General features: G+C 64.1%; 9 protein-coding genes. 3 read left to right on the forward strand and 6 right to left on the reverse strand.

Annotated features, from left to right (window positions below; all coding sequences use genetic code 11):
• Nucleotides 1-58 precede the first annotated feature (58 nt).
• The 5 genes from NHH73_19490 to NHH73_19510 all read right to left on the reverse strand — a co-directional run bounded on the left by NHH73_19490 (nucleotide 59) and on the right by NHH73_19510 (nucleotide 9,101).
• Nucleotides 59-2,242, reverse strand: coding sequence for an EAL domain-containing protein (locus tag NHH73_19490; GenBank protein ID USX24791.1), 2,184 nt, complete (start codon nucleotides 2,240-2,242; stop codon nucleotides 59-61).
• 166 nt (nucleotides 2,243-2,408) lie between these two features.
• Nucleotides 2,409-4,571, reverse strand: coding sequence for an ATP-binding protein (locus NHH73_19495; GenBank protein ID USX24792.1), 2,163 nt, complete (start codon nucleotides 4,569-4,571; stop codon nucleotides 2,409-2,411).
• A gap of 204 nt (nucleotides 4,572-4,775) precedes the next feature.
• The gene (gene sulP / locus NHH73_19500) at nucleotides 4,776-6,422 is read right to left on the reverse strand and encodes a sulfate permease (protein USX24793.1); all 1,647 of its coding nucleotides are present in this window, start codon (nucleotides 6,420-6,422) and stop codon (nucleotides 4,776-4,778) included.
• 113 nt (nucleotides 6,423-6,535) lie between these two features.
• Complete coding sequence (locus NHH73_19505) at nucleotides 6,536-7,114, reverse strand: TetR/AcrR family transcriptional regulator (protein USX24794.1); 579 nt, start codon at nucleotides 7,112-7,114, stop codon at nucleotides 6,536-6,538.
• A 502-nt stretch (nucleotides 7,115-7,616) separates the two neighbouring features.
• Nucleotides 7,617-9,101, reverse strand: a complete 1,485-nt coding sequence (locus NHH73_19510) for a GGDEF domain-containing protein (GenBank protein ID USX24795.1) — start codon at nucleotides 9,099-9,101, stop codon at nucleotides 7,617-7,619.
• A 168-nt stretch (nucleotides 9,102-9,269) separates the two neighbouring features.
• Between NHH73_19510 and NHH73_19515 the strand changes: the two genes are divergently transcribed.
• Both NHH73_19515 and NHH73_19520 read left to right on the forward strand, forming a co-directional pair.
• The gene (locus tag NHH73_19515; GenBank protein ID USX24796.1) at nucleotides 9,270-10,265 is read left to right on the forward strand and encodes an SDR family oxidoreductase; all 996 of its coding nucleotides are present in this window, start codon (nucleotides 9,270-9,272) and stop codon (nucleotides 10,263-10,265) included.
• A gap of 3 nt (nucleotides 10,266-10,268) precedes the next feature.
• Nucleotides 10,269-11,255 carry a Ku protein gene (locus NHH73_19520; GenBank protein USX24797.1) on the forward strand — a complete coding sequence of 329 codons (987 nt, stop codon included), beginning with the start codon at nucleotides 10,269-10,271 and terminating at the stop codon, nucleotides 11,253-11,255.
• Between the two features lie 146 nt (nucleotides 11,256-11,401).
• Here the strand turns inward: NHH73_19520 and ligD are convergent, their stop codons facing one another.
• Nucleotides 11,402-13,972: a DNA ligase D gene (ligD, locus tag NHH73_19525; protein USX24798.1), complete on the reverse strand. Its 2,571-nt coding sequence runs from the start codon at nucleotides 13,970-13,972 to the stop codon at nucleotides 11,402-11,404.
• Between the two features lie 160 nt (nucleotides 13,973-14,132).
• Here ligD and NHH73_19530 point away from each other — a divergent pair, with 160 nt between their 5' ends.
• Complete coding sequence (locus NHH73_19530; protein ID USX24799.1) at nucleotides 14,133-14,483, forward strand: hypothetical protein; 351 nt, start codon at nucleotides 14,133-14,135, stop codon at nucleotides 14,481-14,483.
• Nucleotides 14,484-14,528 lie beyond the last annotated feature (45 nt).

The following is a 14,528-nucleotide window of genomic DNA, read 5'->3' on the forward strand; positions in this document are numbered from 1 at the left end:
GCCAGCAATGACGGCGCCGAACTTCTTTTCCATAGAGCTCCAGTGGGGGAAGGGTTGATTACATGTCCAGCAAATTACGTCGTTCGCGCAGCAGCGCGGTAAAAGCCTCGCCATTGAGCGGCGGACTGAAAAAATATCCCTGCATCTCGTCGCATCCGCGCTCGGTCAGGAAACGCACCTGCTCGCGCGTCTCCACACCCTCGGCGATCACGCGCATGTTCAGGTTGTGCGCCAGCGAGATCACCGACAGCGCAATCGCCGCGTCGTTGGCGCTGGTGGTGACGTCGTCGACGAACGATTTGTCGATCTTGAGCACGTCGATCGGGAAGCGCTTGAGGTAACTGAGGCTGGAATAGCCGGTGCCGAAGTCGTCGAGCGAGATGCTCACGCCAATGTCCTTGAGCTTGCGCAGCGCCGCCACCGCCTTGTTCGGATCGCCCATCACCGTGCCTTCGGTGATCTCCAGGCCCAGGCAGGCCGGCGCGATGCCGTATTTGCGCAAGGTGCTTTCCACGTACGGCACGGTGGCATCGTTGGCGAACTGCCCGGCGGCCAGGTTGACCGCCACCTTGATGTCGCCCAGCCCCTGGTCCTGCCACACCTTGATTTGCGCGCACACGCTTTCGAGCACCCACTCGCCGATCGAATTGACCAGGCCATACTCCTCGGCCAGCGGGATGAAGCGGTTCGGCGGCACCCGGCCCAGCACCGCGTTGTTCCAGCGCAGCAGCGCCTCGGCGCCGGCCATCACGCCGCTTTTGAGGCACATTTGCGGCTGGTAGTGGACCTCGAACTCGTTGCGGGCGATGGCGCCGCGCAGCTGGCTCTGGATCGCCAGCTTGTCGCGGATCTCGGCGTCCATGCGCTCGGTGAAGAAGGCGTAGTTGTCGCGGCCGATCTCCTTGGCGCGGAACAGCGCCGTGTCGGCGTTGCGCAGCAATTCATCGAAGCTGTCGCCGTCGGTCAGGCTGACGGCGATGCCGATGCTGGAGGTGACGGTGATCTGCTGGCCGTCGATCACCAGCTCCTTGCGCAGGCCGGCCAGGATCTTTTGCGCCATCGGCATCGTCGCGCTCAACTGGGCGTCGTCGGCGACGATGATCTGGAACTCGTCGCCGCCCTGGCGGGTGACGGTGTCGCCATCGCGCACGCAATCGGTCAGGAAGCGCGAGATCACCTGCAGCGCCTTGTCGCCCACGTCGTGGCCGTAGGAGTCGTTAATGCTCTTGAAGCGGTCCATGTCCAGGCACATGACGGCCACGCAGCCGCCCTCGCGGCGCGCCGTGCCCAAAGTCTGCTCGAAGCGCTGGCGCGCCAGCAGGCGGTTGGGCAGGCCGGTGAGCGCGTCGTGGTTGGACAGGAAGTCGATCAGGTGCTGCTCGGCCTTGCGCTCGGTGATATCCATGAACACGGCCACGTGGTTGACCACCTGGCCGGCGTCGTCGCGCACCACGGAGGCGCTCAGCAAGCCCGGATACACGTCGCCGTTCTTGCGGCGCGCCATGATCTCGCCCGACCACAGGCCGGTGTTCATGACCGACTGCAGCATCTGGTCGAAAGCGGCGGCGTCCTGCCCGCCGGCGTGCAGCATGACGACGTTCTTGCCGATCACCTCCTGCGCCTCGTAGCCGGAGATTTGCGTGAAGGCGGGATTGGTGGCGACGATGCGCGCCTCGCGGTCGGTGACGACGATGGCGTCCTGGGTGGCCTCGAACACCTGGCTCGCCAGCCGCAGGAACTCCTCGTTGGCGCGGCGCTGCTCGACCTCCTTGGCCAGTTCCTCGGTGCGCTCGGCCACGCGCTGCTCGAGCAGCGAGCGTTCGACCGCCAGCGCGTGCTGCGCGCGGCTCAGGCGCACATGGGCGTCGGTGCGGGCCAGGATTTCCTCGGCCTGGAACGGCTTGGCGATGAAATCGACCGCGCCGAGCGCGAAGCCGCGCACCTTGTCGTCGGTGTCGTGCTGCGCCGACAGGAAGATCACCGGCACGTTGCACAGCTGGGGCGACTCCTTCAGGCGGCGGCACACCTCGAAACCGTCGATGCCGGGCATGCGGATGTCGAGCAGGATCAGCTCCGGAGGGCGCGACTGGGCGGTCCACAACGCCAGCTCGCCGTTGGGGGCCTGGCGCACGTAATAACCGGCCTCCGTCAGCAGGTCGCTGAGCAGCTTGAGCGAGGCCGGCGTGTCCTCCACGATCAGCACTTCGCCCTTGGTGTGTTGTTCCGATAAATCCCGGTGCATGTAAAACTCTCTCGCCTTGTTCCGCCGCCGCTGTCCGCCAAAAGGATACCGGCGATATCGTCATGTCACGACATCGCCCGAATACTTGCCTTAATACTCCCCACTAATACATGTACTATCAATATTACTAATATATACACTAACTACTATGATATACCTGTCCGGCCTATGCCTCCAGTTCGCTACCCGCCTGATCGAGCAAAGCGCATAGCTGCGGGTACTGGTGCAGCCGCACCATGTGCTCGATGCGCTCGACCACGCCGGCCAGTTGCGCCGGCAAGGGCCGCAGCAGCAGCGCCACGCGCGCCAGGTTGAGCTCCTGCAGCGCCACCTTGAGCTGGCGGCGCAGCGCGGGCTCGAGCCGCGCCAGATCGGCGCCCGACAGCGGCGCGTTGGCATCGGCGCCGTCGTCGGCGACCACCACGCGGCGCCCGCGCTGCGGCGCATCCAAGGCCGGCGTGTCCTCGTCGGCCTGCGCCTCGGCCACCGGCACCTTGATCGTGAACTGGAAGGTGGCGCCGTCGCCGCGCACCGACTGCACCGACAGCACGCCGCCCATCAGCTGGACGAACTCGCGCGAGATGGCCAGTCCCAGGCCGGTGCCCTCCTTCGCGCCCGGGCCGTCGGCCTGGACGAAGGGCTCGAAGATGCGGGTCTGGTCGATCGGCGAGATGCCCGGGCCGTCGTCGATCACCGCGAACGCCAGCTCGCACTCGCAGGCGCCATCGACCTTGCGCATGGCGCCGCGCACCCGCAAGGTGACCTTGCCCTGGCCGGTGAACTTGACCGCGTTCGACATCAGATTGAGCAGCACCTGGCGCAGCTTGGTGCCGTCCACCCGCGCCCCGGCCGGCACGCCGGCGCTGTCGAGTTCCAGCTCGACGCCGGTCTGGCCGGCGCGCATGCTGACCATGTCCATCACTTCCTGCAGAATCTCGTCGATGCTCATGATCTCCGTCTGCAGCACCGCGCGCCCGGCCTCGATCTTGGACAGCTCCAGGATATCGTTGATCAGGGTAAGCAGGTGCTCGCCGGAGCGGTGGATGATCGCCAGGTTGCGCTTTTCCTCCGGCAGCATGTTCTTCGAATCGGCCATCAGGCGCGAAAAGCCGATCACGGAATTGAGCGGCGTGCGCAGCTCGTGGCTCATATTGGCCAGGAAGATGCTCTTGGCCTGGTTGGCCGCCTGCGCCTGGCGCACCGCCACCGACAGCGCGTTGGTGCGCTCGGCAACCAGCTCCTCCAGGTGGATGCGGTGCCGGCGCAGCTCCTGCTCCGCCACTTTGTGACCGGTGATGTCGTAGTTGACGCCCACCACCCGCGCCGGATGGCCGTCGGCGTCGCGGAAAATCATCGCCTCGCCCTTCATGTAATGCAGCGAGCCGTCCGGCCAGACCACGCGGAACTCGACGTCGAAGTCGCCGCGCCCGCTCAGCGCCCGGTCCAGCAGCGCGCGCACCGGAATGGCGTCGTCCGGGTGCATGCGCGCGATCCAGTCGTCCATCGAGCCGGCCGCGCCGGCCGCGGTGGCGTGGTCCATGCCGTACAGGCGGTGCATCTGCTCGTCCCACACCAATGCGTCGCTGACGATGTTCCAGTCCCAGATGCCGATGGCCGCCGCGCTGCTGGCGATCTGCAGCCGCTCCTCGCTGGCGTGCATGGCCACGTAGCGGCTGTCCATCAGGCGCACCATGTCGCGGATCGAGGAATTGAGGGTTTTCAGCTCGCCGAAAAACCAGTCGCGCGGCGGCAAGGCACCCGGGTTCTGGCCCGCCTTGACATTGGCGGCGTAGCGTTCGATGGTGGTGATGGGTTTGAAAATCAGCTGCGACAGCAGCAGATAGAGGCTGAAGACGAGGGTCACGTCGAGCACGAAGATCATGCCGATGATGGTGTAGAGCCGCTGGCGCAGCTGCTCGAGCAGCAGCACCGGCGACGCATACACGGTGATGGCGCCGATGTTGCGGCCGGCGGCGACGATGGCGCGCCGCTCCGACAGCAGCTCCGGGTTGTCCGGCTCGCGCGCCACCTCGACCAGGTGTCCGGCGCTGTCGCGGGTGAGGATGAAGGGACGGCTGCCGGCGGCCGGCACCACCGCGCTGGCGTACAGGTCGCGGTTGCTCAAGCCGCTGCGCATGATGGTGGTGATCTGGGTCTCGTCGAAGTTCCAGGCCGGCAGCGCCACGGCCGACGCCAGCTCGTCGGCGCTGTTGGACAGCGTCTGGCGCAGCTGCTCCCAACGATGGGCCCGCTCGACCTGGTAGAAATACAGCGCGAAGGTGGTCAATACCAAGGTCACCACGGCGGTCAGCGTGACGCTGACAAACATGGCGATGGAGATTCTGCCGGCACGGCGGGCAAGTCGGTACAGCATCGGCAACCAGTCGATAGTTAGTCTGTGGGGCTCCGATGGCAAGGCCAAGAACCCAGGAGTTAAATCATAGTTTCAAAACGACCGGAAGTCCATGCGTATTATTACCCACAGGCATTAAATGTATAAATAATATTCATAATGGTTATTTGCATAACACTTTTATCGGCCTTTGCCGGCCGCCAGCAGATGGTCTGACGCCATCGCGGTGCTGAGGAACAGTTTGCCGTTCAGGTCGCGCAGCAGTTCGCTGTGGCGCAGGCGGTCCATCACCGGCCCCTTCACCTCGGCCAGGTGCATGCCGATGCCGCGCCGCTTGAGGCTTTGATTGAGCTCCGACAGCGCGAACAGCGCGGTGGTGTCGATCGAACTGACCGCCGTCATCACCAGCACCAGGTGGCGCGCGCTCGTGTGGGTGGCCAGCTCGCACTCGATACGCTCGGACACCGCCTCCACATTGCCGAAGAATAGATTGGCGTCGATGCGCAGCACCAGCAGTTCCGGCCGCGTTTCGGCGGGATAGCGTTCGATATTGCGGAAATGCTCGCTGCCGGCGATGCGTCCCAACACCGCGATATGCGGCCGGCTGGCGCGCCAGATCAGGGTACCCATCGACAGCGCCACGCCGACGATCACGCCCGCCTCCACGCCCATGGTCAGCACGCCCAGGCAGGTCGCGCCCCAGGCCAGCGCGTCGCTGCGGTCGTACTGCCAGGCGGTACGCAGGATGCCCAGTTCCAGCATGCCCAGCACGGCGACGATGATGGTGGCGGCCAGCGTGGGAAGCGGCAGCAGCGCCAGCCAGCCGGTGGGCGCCAGCAGCGCGCAGGCCAGCAGCGCGGCCGTGATCAGGCTCGCCAGCGGCGTGTTGGCGCCGGCGGTGAAGTTGACGGCGGAACGCGACAGGCTGCCCGTCACCGGAAAGCCGCCCGACAGCGCGCTGGCGACATTGGCCGCGCCCAGGCCGACCAGTTCATGGTTGCTGACCAGTTTCTCGTTGCGCTTGAGCGCCAGCGACTGCGCCGCCGACATCGACATCAGAAACACGATGAAGCCGATCAGCAGGCCCGGTTGCAGCAGTTGCGGCCAATGGGCGCTGGAAGTGGCCAGGTTCAGGCGCGGCAGGCCTGGCGGGACGGAACCGGTGGTGCGCACGCCCATCTCGGCCAGGCCGGTGGTCGCCATCAGCGCGATGCCGCCCAGGACCACCAGCATCGGCGCCAGCTTGGCGCCGATATCGGCGACGGCCGGCGGCAGGCCGCAGCGGCGCAGCAGGCCGGCCAAATAAAACTTCGACAGGAGTAGCAACAGCAACGAGCCGACGCCCAGCACCGCGCTCGAAGTGTGCAGGTGGGGCAGCGGCGCGCCAAGCAGGGTATGGACTTGATCGAAGGCGATGACGATCGCCGAGCCGACGGTGAAGCCGCTCATCACGGGACGGGAAAAGAAATTGGCCAAAAAGCCCATGCGCAGCAGGCCGCACAACAGCAGCACGGCGCCGGAGACCATCGCCAGCTGGGCGGCCAGCACGGTGGCCAGCGTGGAGCCGGCCGGCGCCAGCGGCCCGATGGCGGCCGCCGTCATCAGCGACACGATGGCCATGGGCCCGACCGATTGCGTCATGCTGCTGCCGAACAGCGCGTAGACCACCGGTGGCAGGATGCTGGCGTAGATGCCGACCACCGGCGGCACGCCGGCGACCAGCGCGTAGGCCATCCCCTGCGGGATCATCATCATGGCGACCACCAGGCCGGCGCTGATATCGCCAGGCAGCAGCGCGCGCCGGTAGTGCTTCAACCAATGCAGCATTGTCGTTCCGGGAAACTGAAAACCGCCAGCGTACGCGATCGGCCACGGCCGGTCCAGCGTCAAACTCGCTTTTTACATTACGTAATGCGAAAAGCGCATAAGGGCATGTGTGCCTACGTACCCGGCATCGAGGCCCGCACCGCCTCCAAAACCTCCAGCGACATGGCCTCGTCATCGACCGCCCTGGCCAGCACGATCGCCCCGACCATTGCGGCATAGGTGGCCAAGGCCTGCTTGCGCCTGGCCGCCGCGTCCTCGCCCGGTACCAATTCCTCCAGCACCGCGATCTGCCCTTTGGCTCCCTCGGTCAGCGCCTGCCGCACCTTCGGCCCCAGACGCGCGATATCCGGTCCCAGGGAGGTGATCGAACATCCCAGTTCCGGCCCGTCGCGATGGCGCACCGACAAATAGCTCTCGCCGATGCCCGCCATCGCCGTCTCCGGCGCATTGGGGGCCGCGGCCGCCCTCTGGCGCCAGCGCTCCACCGACTGCTTGAACGCATGCGCGGTGGCCTCGGCCAGCAAATCCTCTTTGGAGGCGAAGTGGCCGTAAAACCCGCCGTGCGTCAGACCGGCGCTTTTCATCAAATCGACCACGCCGATGCCGTCGTAGCCCTTCTGGCGGAACAGCCGCGCCGCCGTCTCGACGATGCGGTCGCGGTTGAGCGCCACCTGCTCCCTGCTGACTTTCATATCCGACTCCATCGCAAACTAACCGCGACCATCATACATGATGATCGTCATGTATGGGATGACCCGGAGATCGTGTTGAAGCAGCCCTCGACTCGCCGCAGACGTCAGCTAAGGCGATATCCAGTGAGCTTTGTTCATTACACTTCCGGTCGAACCCAATTCGACCGACCATGCCTCCATCCCTTTGAGTATCGGATGTTCCCACCAAAGCCGTCTCACGCAAGGGGCATTGCATGACGCGGATGAGTACACGACAAAGGGCGCAACGGAGGTTTCGACCACATCCGGGCTGCCTAGCTTTTGAATCAACGCGCTTTCCGAAGCACCATTTTCAAGCGCAGCAAATCCACTCTCAATCTGATTTACGCGGACGGCACATGCGGAAAAAGCACCCAAAATAGCCGCGCCAAATATCACGACGAATATCCAACCACGCCTCATTCCCGCCTCCATGCTCGAGCGATTGCGACTGGTCGACAACGACAAGCCGATAGGACGTCAATCATCCGGCCGATTCGATATGATTGCGCCCGGCGCGTTTGGCCCGCTGCAGCGCGGCGTCGAGGCGATCGAGAACCGTGTCGACACCCTCCTCCGCCCCGGCTTGCGCGATTGCCAGGCTGACATTGACGCTATCGCATCCCGGCAAGTCCGCCTCGGCGATCGCCAGACGCAGTTTTTCCGCCAGCAGCATCACGTCGGAGGCCGTCGTATGCGTGGCGATGATTAAAAACTCCTGGCCACGCATCCGCGCCAGCATGTCGGAGGTGCGCAGGCGGCGCATCACCGTCTCCGCCGCCATCCGCAAAGCCGTATCGCCCAGCGGATGGCCGTACGCATCGTTCGTCGATCGGAAGCTGCTTACCTCGAACGACATCGCCGCCAGCGGCAGTCCGTAACGGCGCGCGCGCCGCAGTTCGTTGTCCAGCATCGTCTCGCCGGCGCGGCGGTTGGCGGCGCCTGTCAAATTGTCGACGGTGCTCAGTTGCGAGAGCTGGCCGGAAAGCTCGTCGTTCCGGTCCTTTAATTCGCTCATGCCCAGACCGAGGCTGACAAATTGCGCCAGGCTGGCGAACGCGGCGAACTGCTCGCGCGAGAAGGCGATGTGACGGTCGAACATGAGGCAGATCGCGCCCATGACCGATTCCGTCTCCGGATTGCCCGCCTCGGCGCGCAGCGGCAGCGCCAGCACCATGCGCACATAACGGTCATGCAAACGCATGGCCAATTCCGGATCGCCGGTCTTCTCCGGCGCGTCCAGCAGCACCATGCGCCCGGAGGATGCGGCCATCAACGGCGGAAACACATCACGCAGCGCCGATTGCAGCAGATGGTCGGTGCGCCCCAGCAGCCCGGCCAGATTGAGATCGTCGGGCGACGCCTGCGCGACCAGCCGCAGATCGCCGTGCTGCTTCATATGCAGTAGCGACGCGTGGTACACGCCCGGAAAACCGCACAACGCATGACACACCTTGGCCGCCATCCTGTCGATATCGTCGATGGCGCCGATGGCGTGCTGCACGCCGCGCTGCAGGCCCACCAGATCGCGCAGCTCGCGCTCCCTGTCGAACAGGCGCTGCTGCGTTGCGGCGCCGGGATCGTCCGATACCGACAACGCCCGGCGGATGGCGTGCCGCAGATCGTCATCGAGCACAGGGCAAATCAGATAGTCGAAGGAGCCGAACGCCATCAGCTCCGGCAGCCACGCGCACTGCTCATAGCCGCACAACACCAACAGCGGCGCGCCGGCCCGGTCGATGATCAGGTGGCCGATCGCGGCCAACCCGCCGGGGCGCGCGTAGCCGTTCAAATCCAGCACCAGCAAGTCGGTGGCCTGACGCGCCTCGGCGGCCATATCGTCGATGCTGTCGACGACCACAAGCCGGGAGAACATCTCCCCGCAGATCGCCTGGAAATGCGCGCGCCGGTCGCGGCTGGCACTGAAATACGCGCCAACGCTACCGGACCGGCCTCGAATGTCGGTCATTTTTGTTGCCCCTGGGTATTTCTATTTTTATGCGGAACCGCTTGCTTCCAGTGTGCCACAAAAACGGGCGCTTGCACGGCCGTCCATCTGCGCGCATGTGTGAAAAAGCGCACCGTCATTCTGGGCCCGTGCGCCAATACTGTTCCTTCGATGCACAAGGGAGGAATCATGGCAAACAACGAAAACCGGGCCGATTCGGGCACCGCTAATCAACAGCGCGAAATCCAGCAGCAACAGGACCAGGCCGACCAGCAGAAAAAATCGGCGGGCAGCCAGTCGGGCGAACGCCAGGGACCGGTGCAAACCACCGAACATGAGTATCCGGGCACGATGCCCTCGCAGCACCTGGAAAAGCCGGGGCTGGAGGCGCAGATGCAGCTCAAGCCCGAGTTTCTGGCACCCGACTACGCCGGCAGCGGCAAGCTGGCAGGCATGGTGGCCCTGATCACCGGCGGCGATTCCGGCATCGGCCGCGCGGTCGCGGTGCTGTATGCGCGCGAAGGCGCGGACGTCGCCATCGTCTATCTGGACGAAGACCAGGACGCGAACGACACCAAACGCTATGTCGAAGCGGAAGGCCAGAGCTGCCTGCTGCTGCGCGGCGACGTGCGCGACGCCGCCTTCTGCCGCGATGCGGCCCAGCAGACGCACGATCGCTTCGGCCGGCTCGATATCCTGGTCAATAACGCCGCCTTCCAGGAGCACGCCGAAAAGCTGACCGACCTGACCGAAGAACGCTTCGACATGACGATGAAGACCAACGTCTACGGCTACTTCCATATGGCCAAGGCGGCGCTGCCCTTCCTCAAGCGCGGTGCCTCCATCATCAACACCGGATCGGTGGTCGGACTGCAAGGCTCCAAGCACCTGCTGGACTACTCGACCACCAAGGGCGCGATCCACGCGTTCACGATGTCGCTCGCTTCCAACCTGCTGGACCAGGGCATCCGCGTGAACGCGGTGGCGCCGGGACCGGTGTGGACACCGCTCAACCCAGCCGACCAGTCGCCCGAGAAGATCGCCGAATTCGGCCAGGCCACCGACATGCGCCGCGCCGCGCAGCCGCAGGAGCTGTCGCCGGCCTACGTGTTCCTGGCCGCGCCGTCGTGCTCCAGCTATATCAGCGGCATCGTGTTGCCGGTGACCGGCTCCGTGGGGTCCTGAGCCATGGCCGCCCGCGCGTTGTGGAAAGGCGCCATCAGCTTCGGGCTGGTGCACATTCCGGTCGAGTTGTATTCAGCGGTGCAGACGCACGAGCTGGATTTGACGATGCTCGACCGCCGCGACTTTTCGCCGGTGGGCTATAAGCGCTATAACAAAAAAACCGGCAAGGACGTGACCTGGGACGATATCGTCAAAGGCTACGAGTACGAGGAGGACGAATACGTCGTCCTGTCCGACGAGGACCTCAAGCGGGCCAACGTCGAAGCCACGGGCACGATCGACATCCAGGCTTTCGTCGACGCGGCCGATGTGCCGCTGACGTATTACGAGCAGCCCTATTACCTGGCGCCGTCCAAGGGCGGCGCCAAGGTCTACGCGCTGCTGCGCGAAACGCTGCGCAAGGCAGGCAAGATCGGCATCGCGACGGTGGTGATCCGCACCAAGCAGCATCTGTGCGCGCTGGTGTGCATCGACGACAAAATCGTGCTCAATACCCTGCGGTATGAGGCGGAGATCCGCGACGCCGAGGAACTGAAGCTGCCGCCAGCGACCGCCAAGGCGGCCGGCATTAGCGACAAGGAGCTGCAGATGGCGCTGTCACTGGTCGAAGGCATGAGCGAGGAATGGAAGCCGGAGCAGTACCGCGACACGTACAAGGACGACGTGCTGGCGTTAGTCAAGAAGAAGGTCAAGGCCGGCCAGACCAAGACCATCACCGCCGCCGAGGCGGAAGACAAGCCGGCCAAGGCGTCGAACGTGGTCGATCTGGTGGCGCTGCTGCAGGACAGCCTTGGCAAGCGGCCGGGCAAAGGCGCGGCCGCCAAACCTGCGGCACGCAAAACCGCTGCCAAAGCAGACAGCGACGAGGAGGAGGAAGAGGAAGAAGCGCCAGCGCCTCGCCGCAAAACCACCACGGCCAAAAAGGCGCCCACAGCGGCGGCAAGAGCCAAGAGCACCGCCAAGTCAGCCACCTCGCGCAAGGCGGCATGACCGGGGCCATGCAACATCACCAAATCACGGAGACACGTAGGGTGGATTAGGCGGAACGCCGTAATCCGCCAACGCGTGCGTCGTCGAAACGCATGCATTGGCGGATTACGCTTCGCTAATCCGCCCTACGTGGCCCCCATGTAATCTCAGTTTCCCGAGCCAGGTTTGAACTCCAACATCTTCATAGCCGGCGCCAGCCCCTTGGCGGCTTTGGCGTATCCATCCCATGGCGAGTTACCAACATCGAGCCGGGTATGCACCGTGCCCACGGTCCAATGATCGCCGCCGGTCAGCTGATCCAACTCATCCCACGCCACCGGCACCGAAATCCCCAACCCCGGCCGCGCCCTTGCCGACCAGGCGCACGCCGTCGTCGCGCCCCGCCCGTTACGCAAATAATCGATAAAGATCTTCCCGACACGATTACTAGGTCCGCTCTTGAGCACAAAGCGCTCCGGAATATTCTGCGCCATATGCGCCACGATCGCCTGTGAAAACGCCTTGACGTCATCCCAGCCATACCCCGGCTTGATCGGCACCACCACGTGCAGCCCTTTGCCGCCGCTAGTCTTCAAAAACGCCGGCAACCCGAGATGATCGAGGAAGGCCCGCATCAGCTGCGCCGCTTCCTGCACCTGCTTCCAGGTGACGTCCTTGCCGGGATCGAGATCGAACACCATCCGGTTCGGCTTCTCGTAACTGGTGGCGCTGGCGTTCTGCGTGTGCAGTTCCACCACGTTCCACTGCGCCGAGGACAACAAGCCCTGCTCCGTCGATACCTCCAGCATCGGCGGATGATCCGGGTCGAGCTCCTGCTTGAGGCTCTTCACACCGGGCAGTTTGTTGGTCTCCACGTGCTTCTGGAAAAACAGCTCGCCACCGACGCCGGCGGGCGCCCGCACCAGCGACACCGGCCGGCCCTTCAAATGTGGCAGCATCAAGGCGCCCACCAGCGCGTAGTAACGCACCAGCGTGATTTTGGTGGCGCCGCTTTGTTTGTCGATCACTCGGTCCGGGTTGGTCACTTTCAGTGAAGCCGGTAGCTTGCCCTGCACGGCGGTCGAGGTTTCCATGTCGGTGTTCTCCTTCTCCTTCACGTGGGATGGCAGCTCGCGCGTGATGGCGCTGGCCTTCTTATCCTTGCGCAGCCCTTTGAATACGGAATGTCGGATCGAACCTGAGCGCGTCCACTCGCCGAAGGCCACTTCCGCCACCAACGTCGGTTTCAGCCAGTGCGCCCGCTTGTCGATGTCCTTGTTCGGCACGAACGGGCTCTTATCGGCCGTCAGCGCATCCATTTTGGATTTCAGGTCCTTCAGCGAGGCGCCATTGAAACCGCTGCCGACGTTGCCAGCGTATTGCAGCTTGCCGTCCTTGTCGTAGGTCCCCAGCAGCAGCGAACCGAAGCCGCTGCGCGAACCTTGCGGATCGGTGTAGCCGCCGATGACGAATTCCTGCCGCTGCCCACATTTGAGCTTGATCCAGCTGCCGCCGCGCCGCGACGTGTACGCCGAATCGCGCCGCTTGCCGATGATGCCCTCCAGCCCCATGCTGCAGGCGGCGGCGATCATGTCCTGTGGCGTGGCGTTCAGCGCGGCGCTATAGCGCACTGTGTCCGTCGCCTTCTTCGCCATTACCTTTTCCAGGATGGCGCGGCGCTCCTCCAGCGGCCTCTCCCGCAGATCGCGGCCGTCGTGGAACGGAATATCGAAGATGAAGTAGACCATTTCGCCGGAATGGTTCTCGTCGAAGGCGTTTTGCAGCAGGCCGAAGTCGGGACGCCCTTCTTCATCGTGGACGACGATCTCGCCGTCGTACCAGCCCGATGGCAGCTTCATTTTCGCGATGGCGTCGTGCAGCGGACGCATTTTGTGCGTCCAGTCGTTGCCGTTGCGGGTGATCAGGCGGATGTCCGTGCCGTCCACCCGGGTGAGGATTCGGTAGCCGTCGAACTTGATCTCGAACAGCCAGTCCTCCGGTGACGACGGCGGCGCATCGACCAGCGTCGCCAATTGGGGAGTCAAGGTCTCGGGAAGATCGGCTTTGGGAGCGGCAGCCTTGGGTGCAGCCTTCGGTGCGGTCTTCGGTGCGGTCTTCGATGCGGCCTTCGGCGCGGTGTTGGCGGCGCCCTTGGCCACCTTTGCCGGGACCGTCGCGGCGCTGCCCGGCAAAGGCAAGGCTTTCACGCTGTCGGGCATCTCGTCGATCACGCTGAACTCCTCGGCCGGGCGCGCATACTCGTCCTTCTCTTTAATCAGCAGCCAGGGCTCCTGCTTTTCGCCCTTGCCCTTCATCCGCACCAGCACCCACTTGCCGTGCATCTTATGGCCGGTCAGTTCGAACTTCAGATTGCCGGCGGCGAGCGCCTTGCGCGGATCGTCCAGCGGCTTCCAGTATCCCTTGTCCCAGATGATCACCTTCCCCGCCCCGTACTGCTTGGGCGGTATCGTACCCTCGAAATCGTTGTACGAGATCGGGTGGTCTTCCACGTGAACGGCCATGCGCTTGTCGTGGGTGTCGTAGCTTGGCCCCTTGGGCACGGCCCAACTCATCATGACGCCATCGAGCTCCAGCCGGAAGTCGTAATGCAGCCGGCTGGCCCAATGCTTTTGAATGACGAACGTCAGCGTCTCGCCGCCCTCCTGGCCGCCTTCGGCCGGCTCGGGGGTGATCGCGAAGTTACGCTTGGCTTTATAGGTTTTCAGGGATTCGCTCATGACGCCAGCGTAGCGCCAGGCGGTCGCACCTTCTGTGCGTTCGCGAACATGTAAGCGATTGTAAAGCCCGTCAACGGGTGCTATTCGGGCCGCGTTTTCTGCTCAGTGACACGGGAATTGTCCCGGCCCTAAATCAAAACCTGAATGAGGATTTCACATCATGAACAAACTTATCGCTACCCTGATCGCCGGCCTGTTTGCAACCGCAGCTTTTGCACAAACTCCTGCCACCACACCAGCCACTCCAGCAGCTGCCAAGGCAGAAGCTAAGGAAACCAAAGCCGCCGTCAAAGCCGAAGCGAAAGAAACCAAAGCTGAAATCAAGGCCGACGCAAAGACCGCCAAGGTAGAAGCCGACGCGAAGAAAGACGTCGCCGTCGCCCACGCCGAAGCCAAAGCCGACAAGGCCGACGCCCACGCCAAGGCTAGCAAAACCAAAGCCAAGGCCCACGCCAAGGCCGCAAAAACCGAAGCCACCGATGGCGTAGCCGCTCCAGCCGTCGTGAAGTAAACTTCGTTCTGTAAGACGAAAAAAAAGCGGACCCGATTTGATTCG

Source organism: Oxalobacteraceae bacterium OTU3CINTB1 (genome assembly GCA_024123955.1).
Taxonomy (GTDB): domain Bacteria; phylum Pseudomonadota; class Gammaproteobacteria; order Burkholderiales; family Burkholderiaceae_D; genus Rugamonas.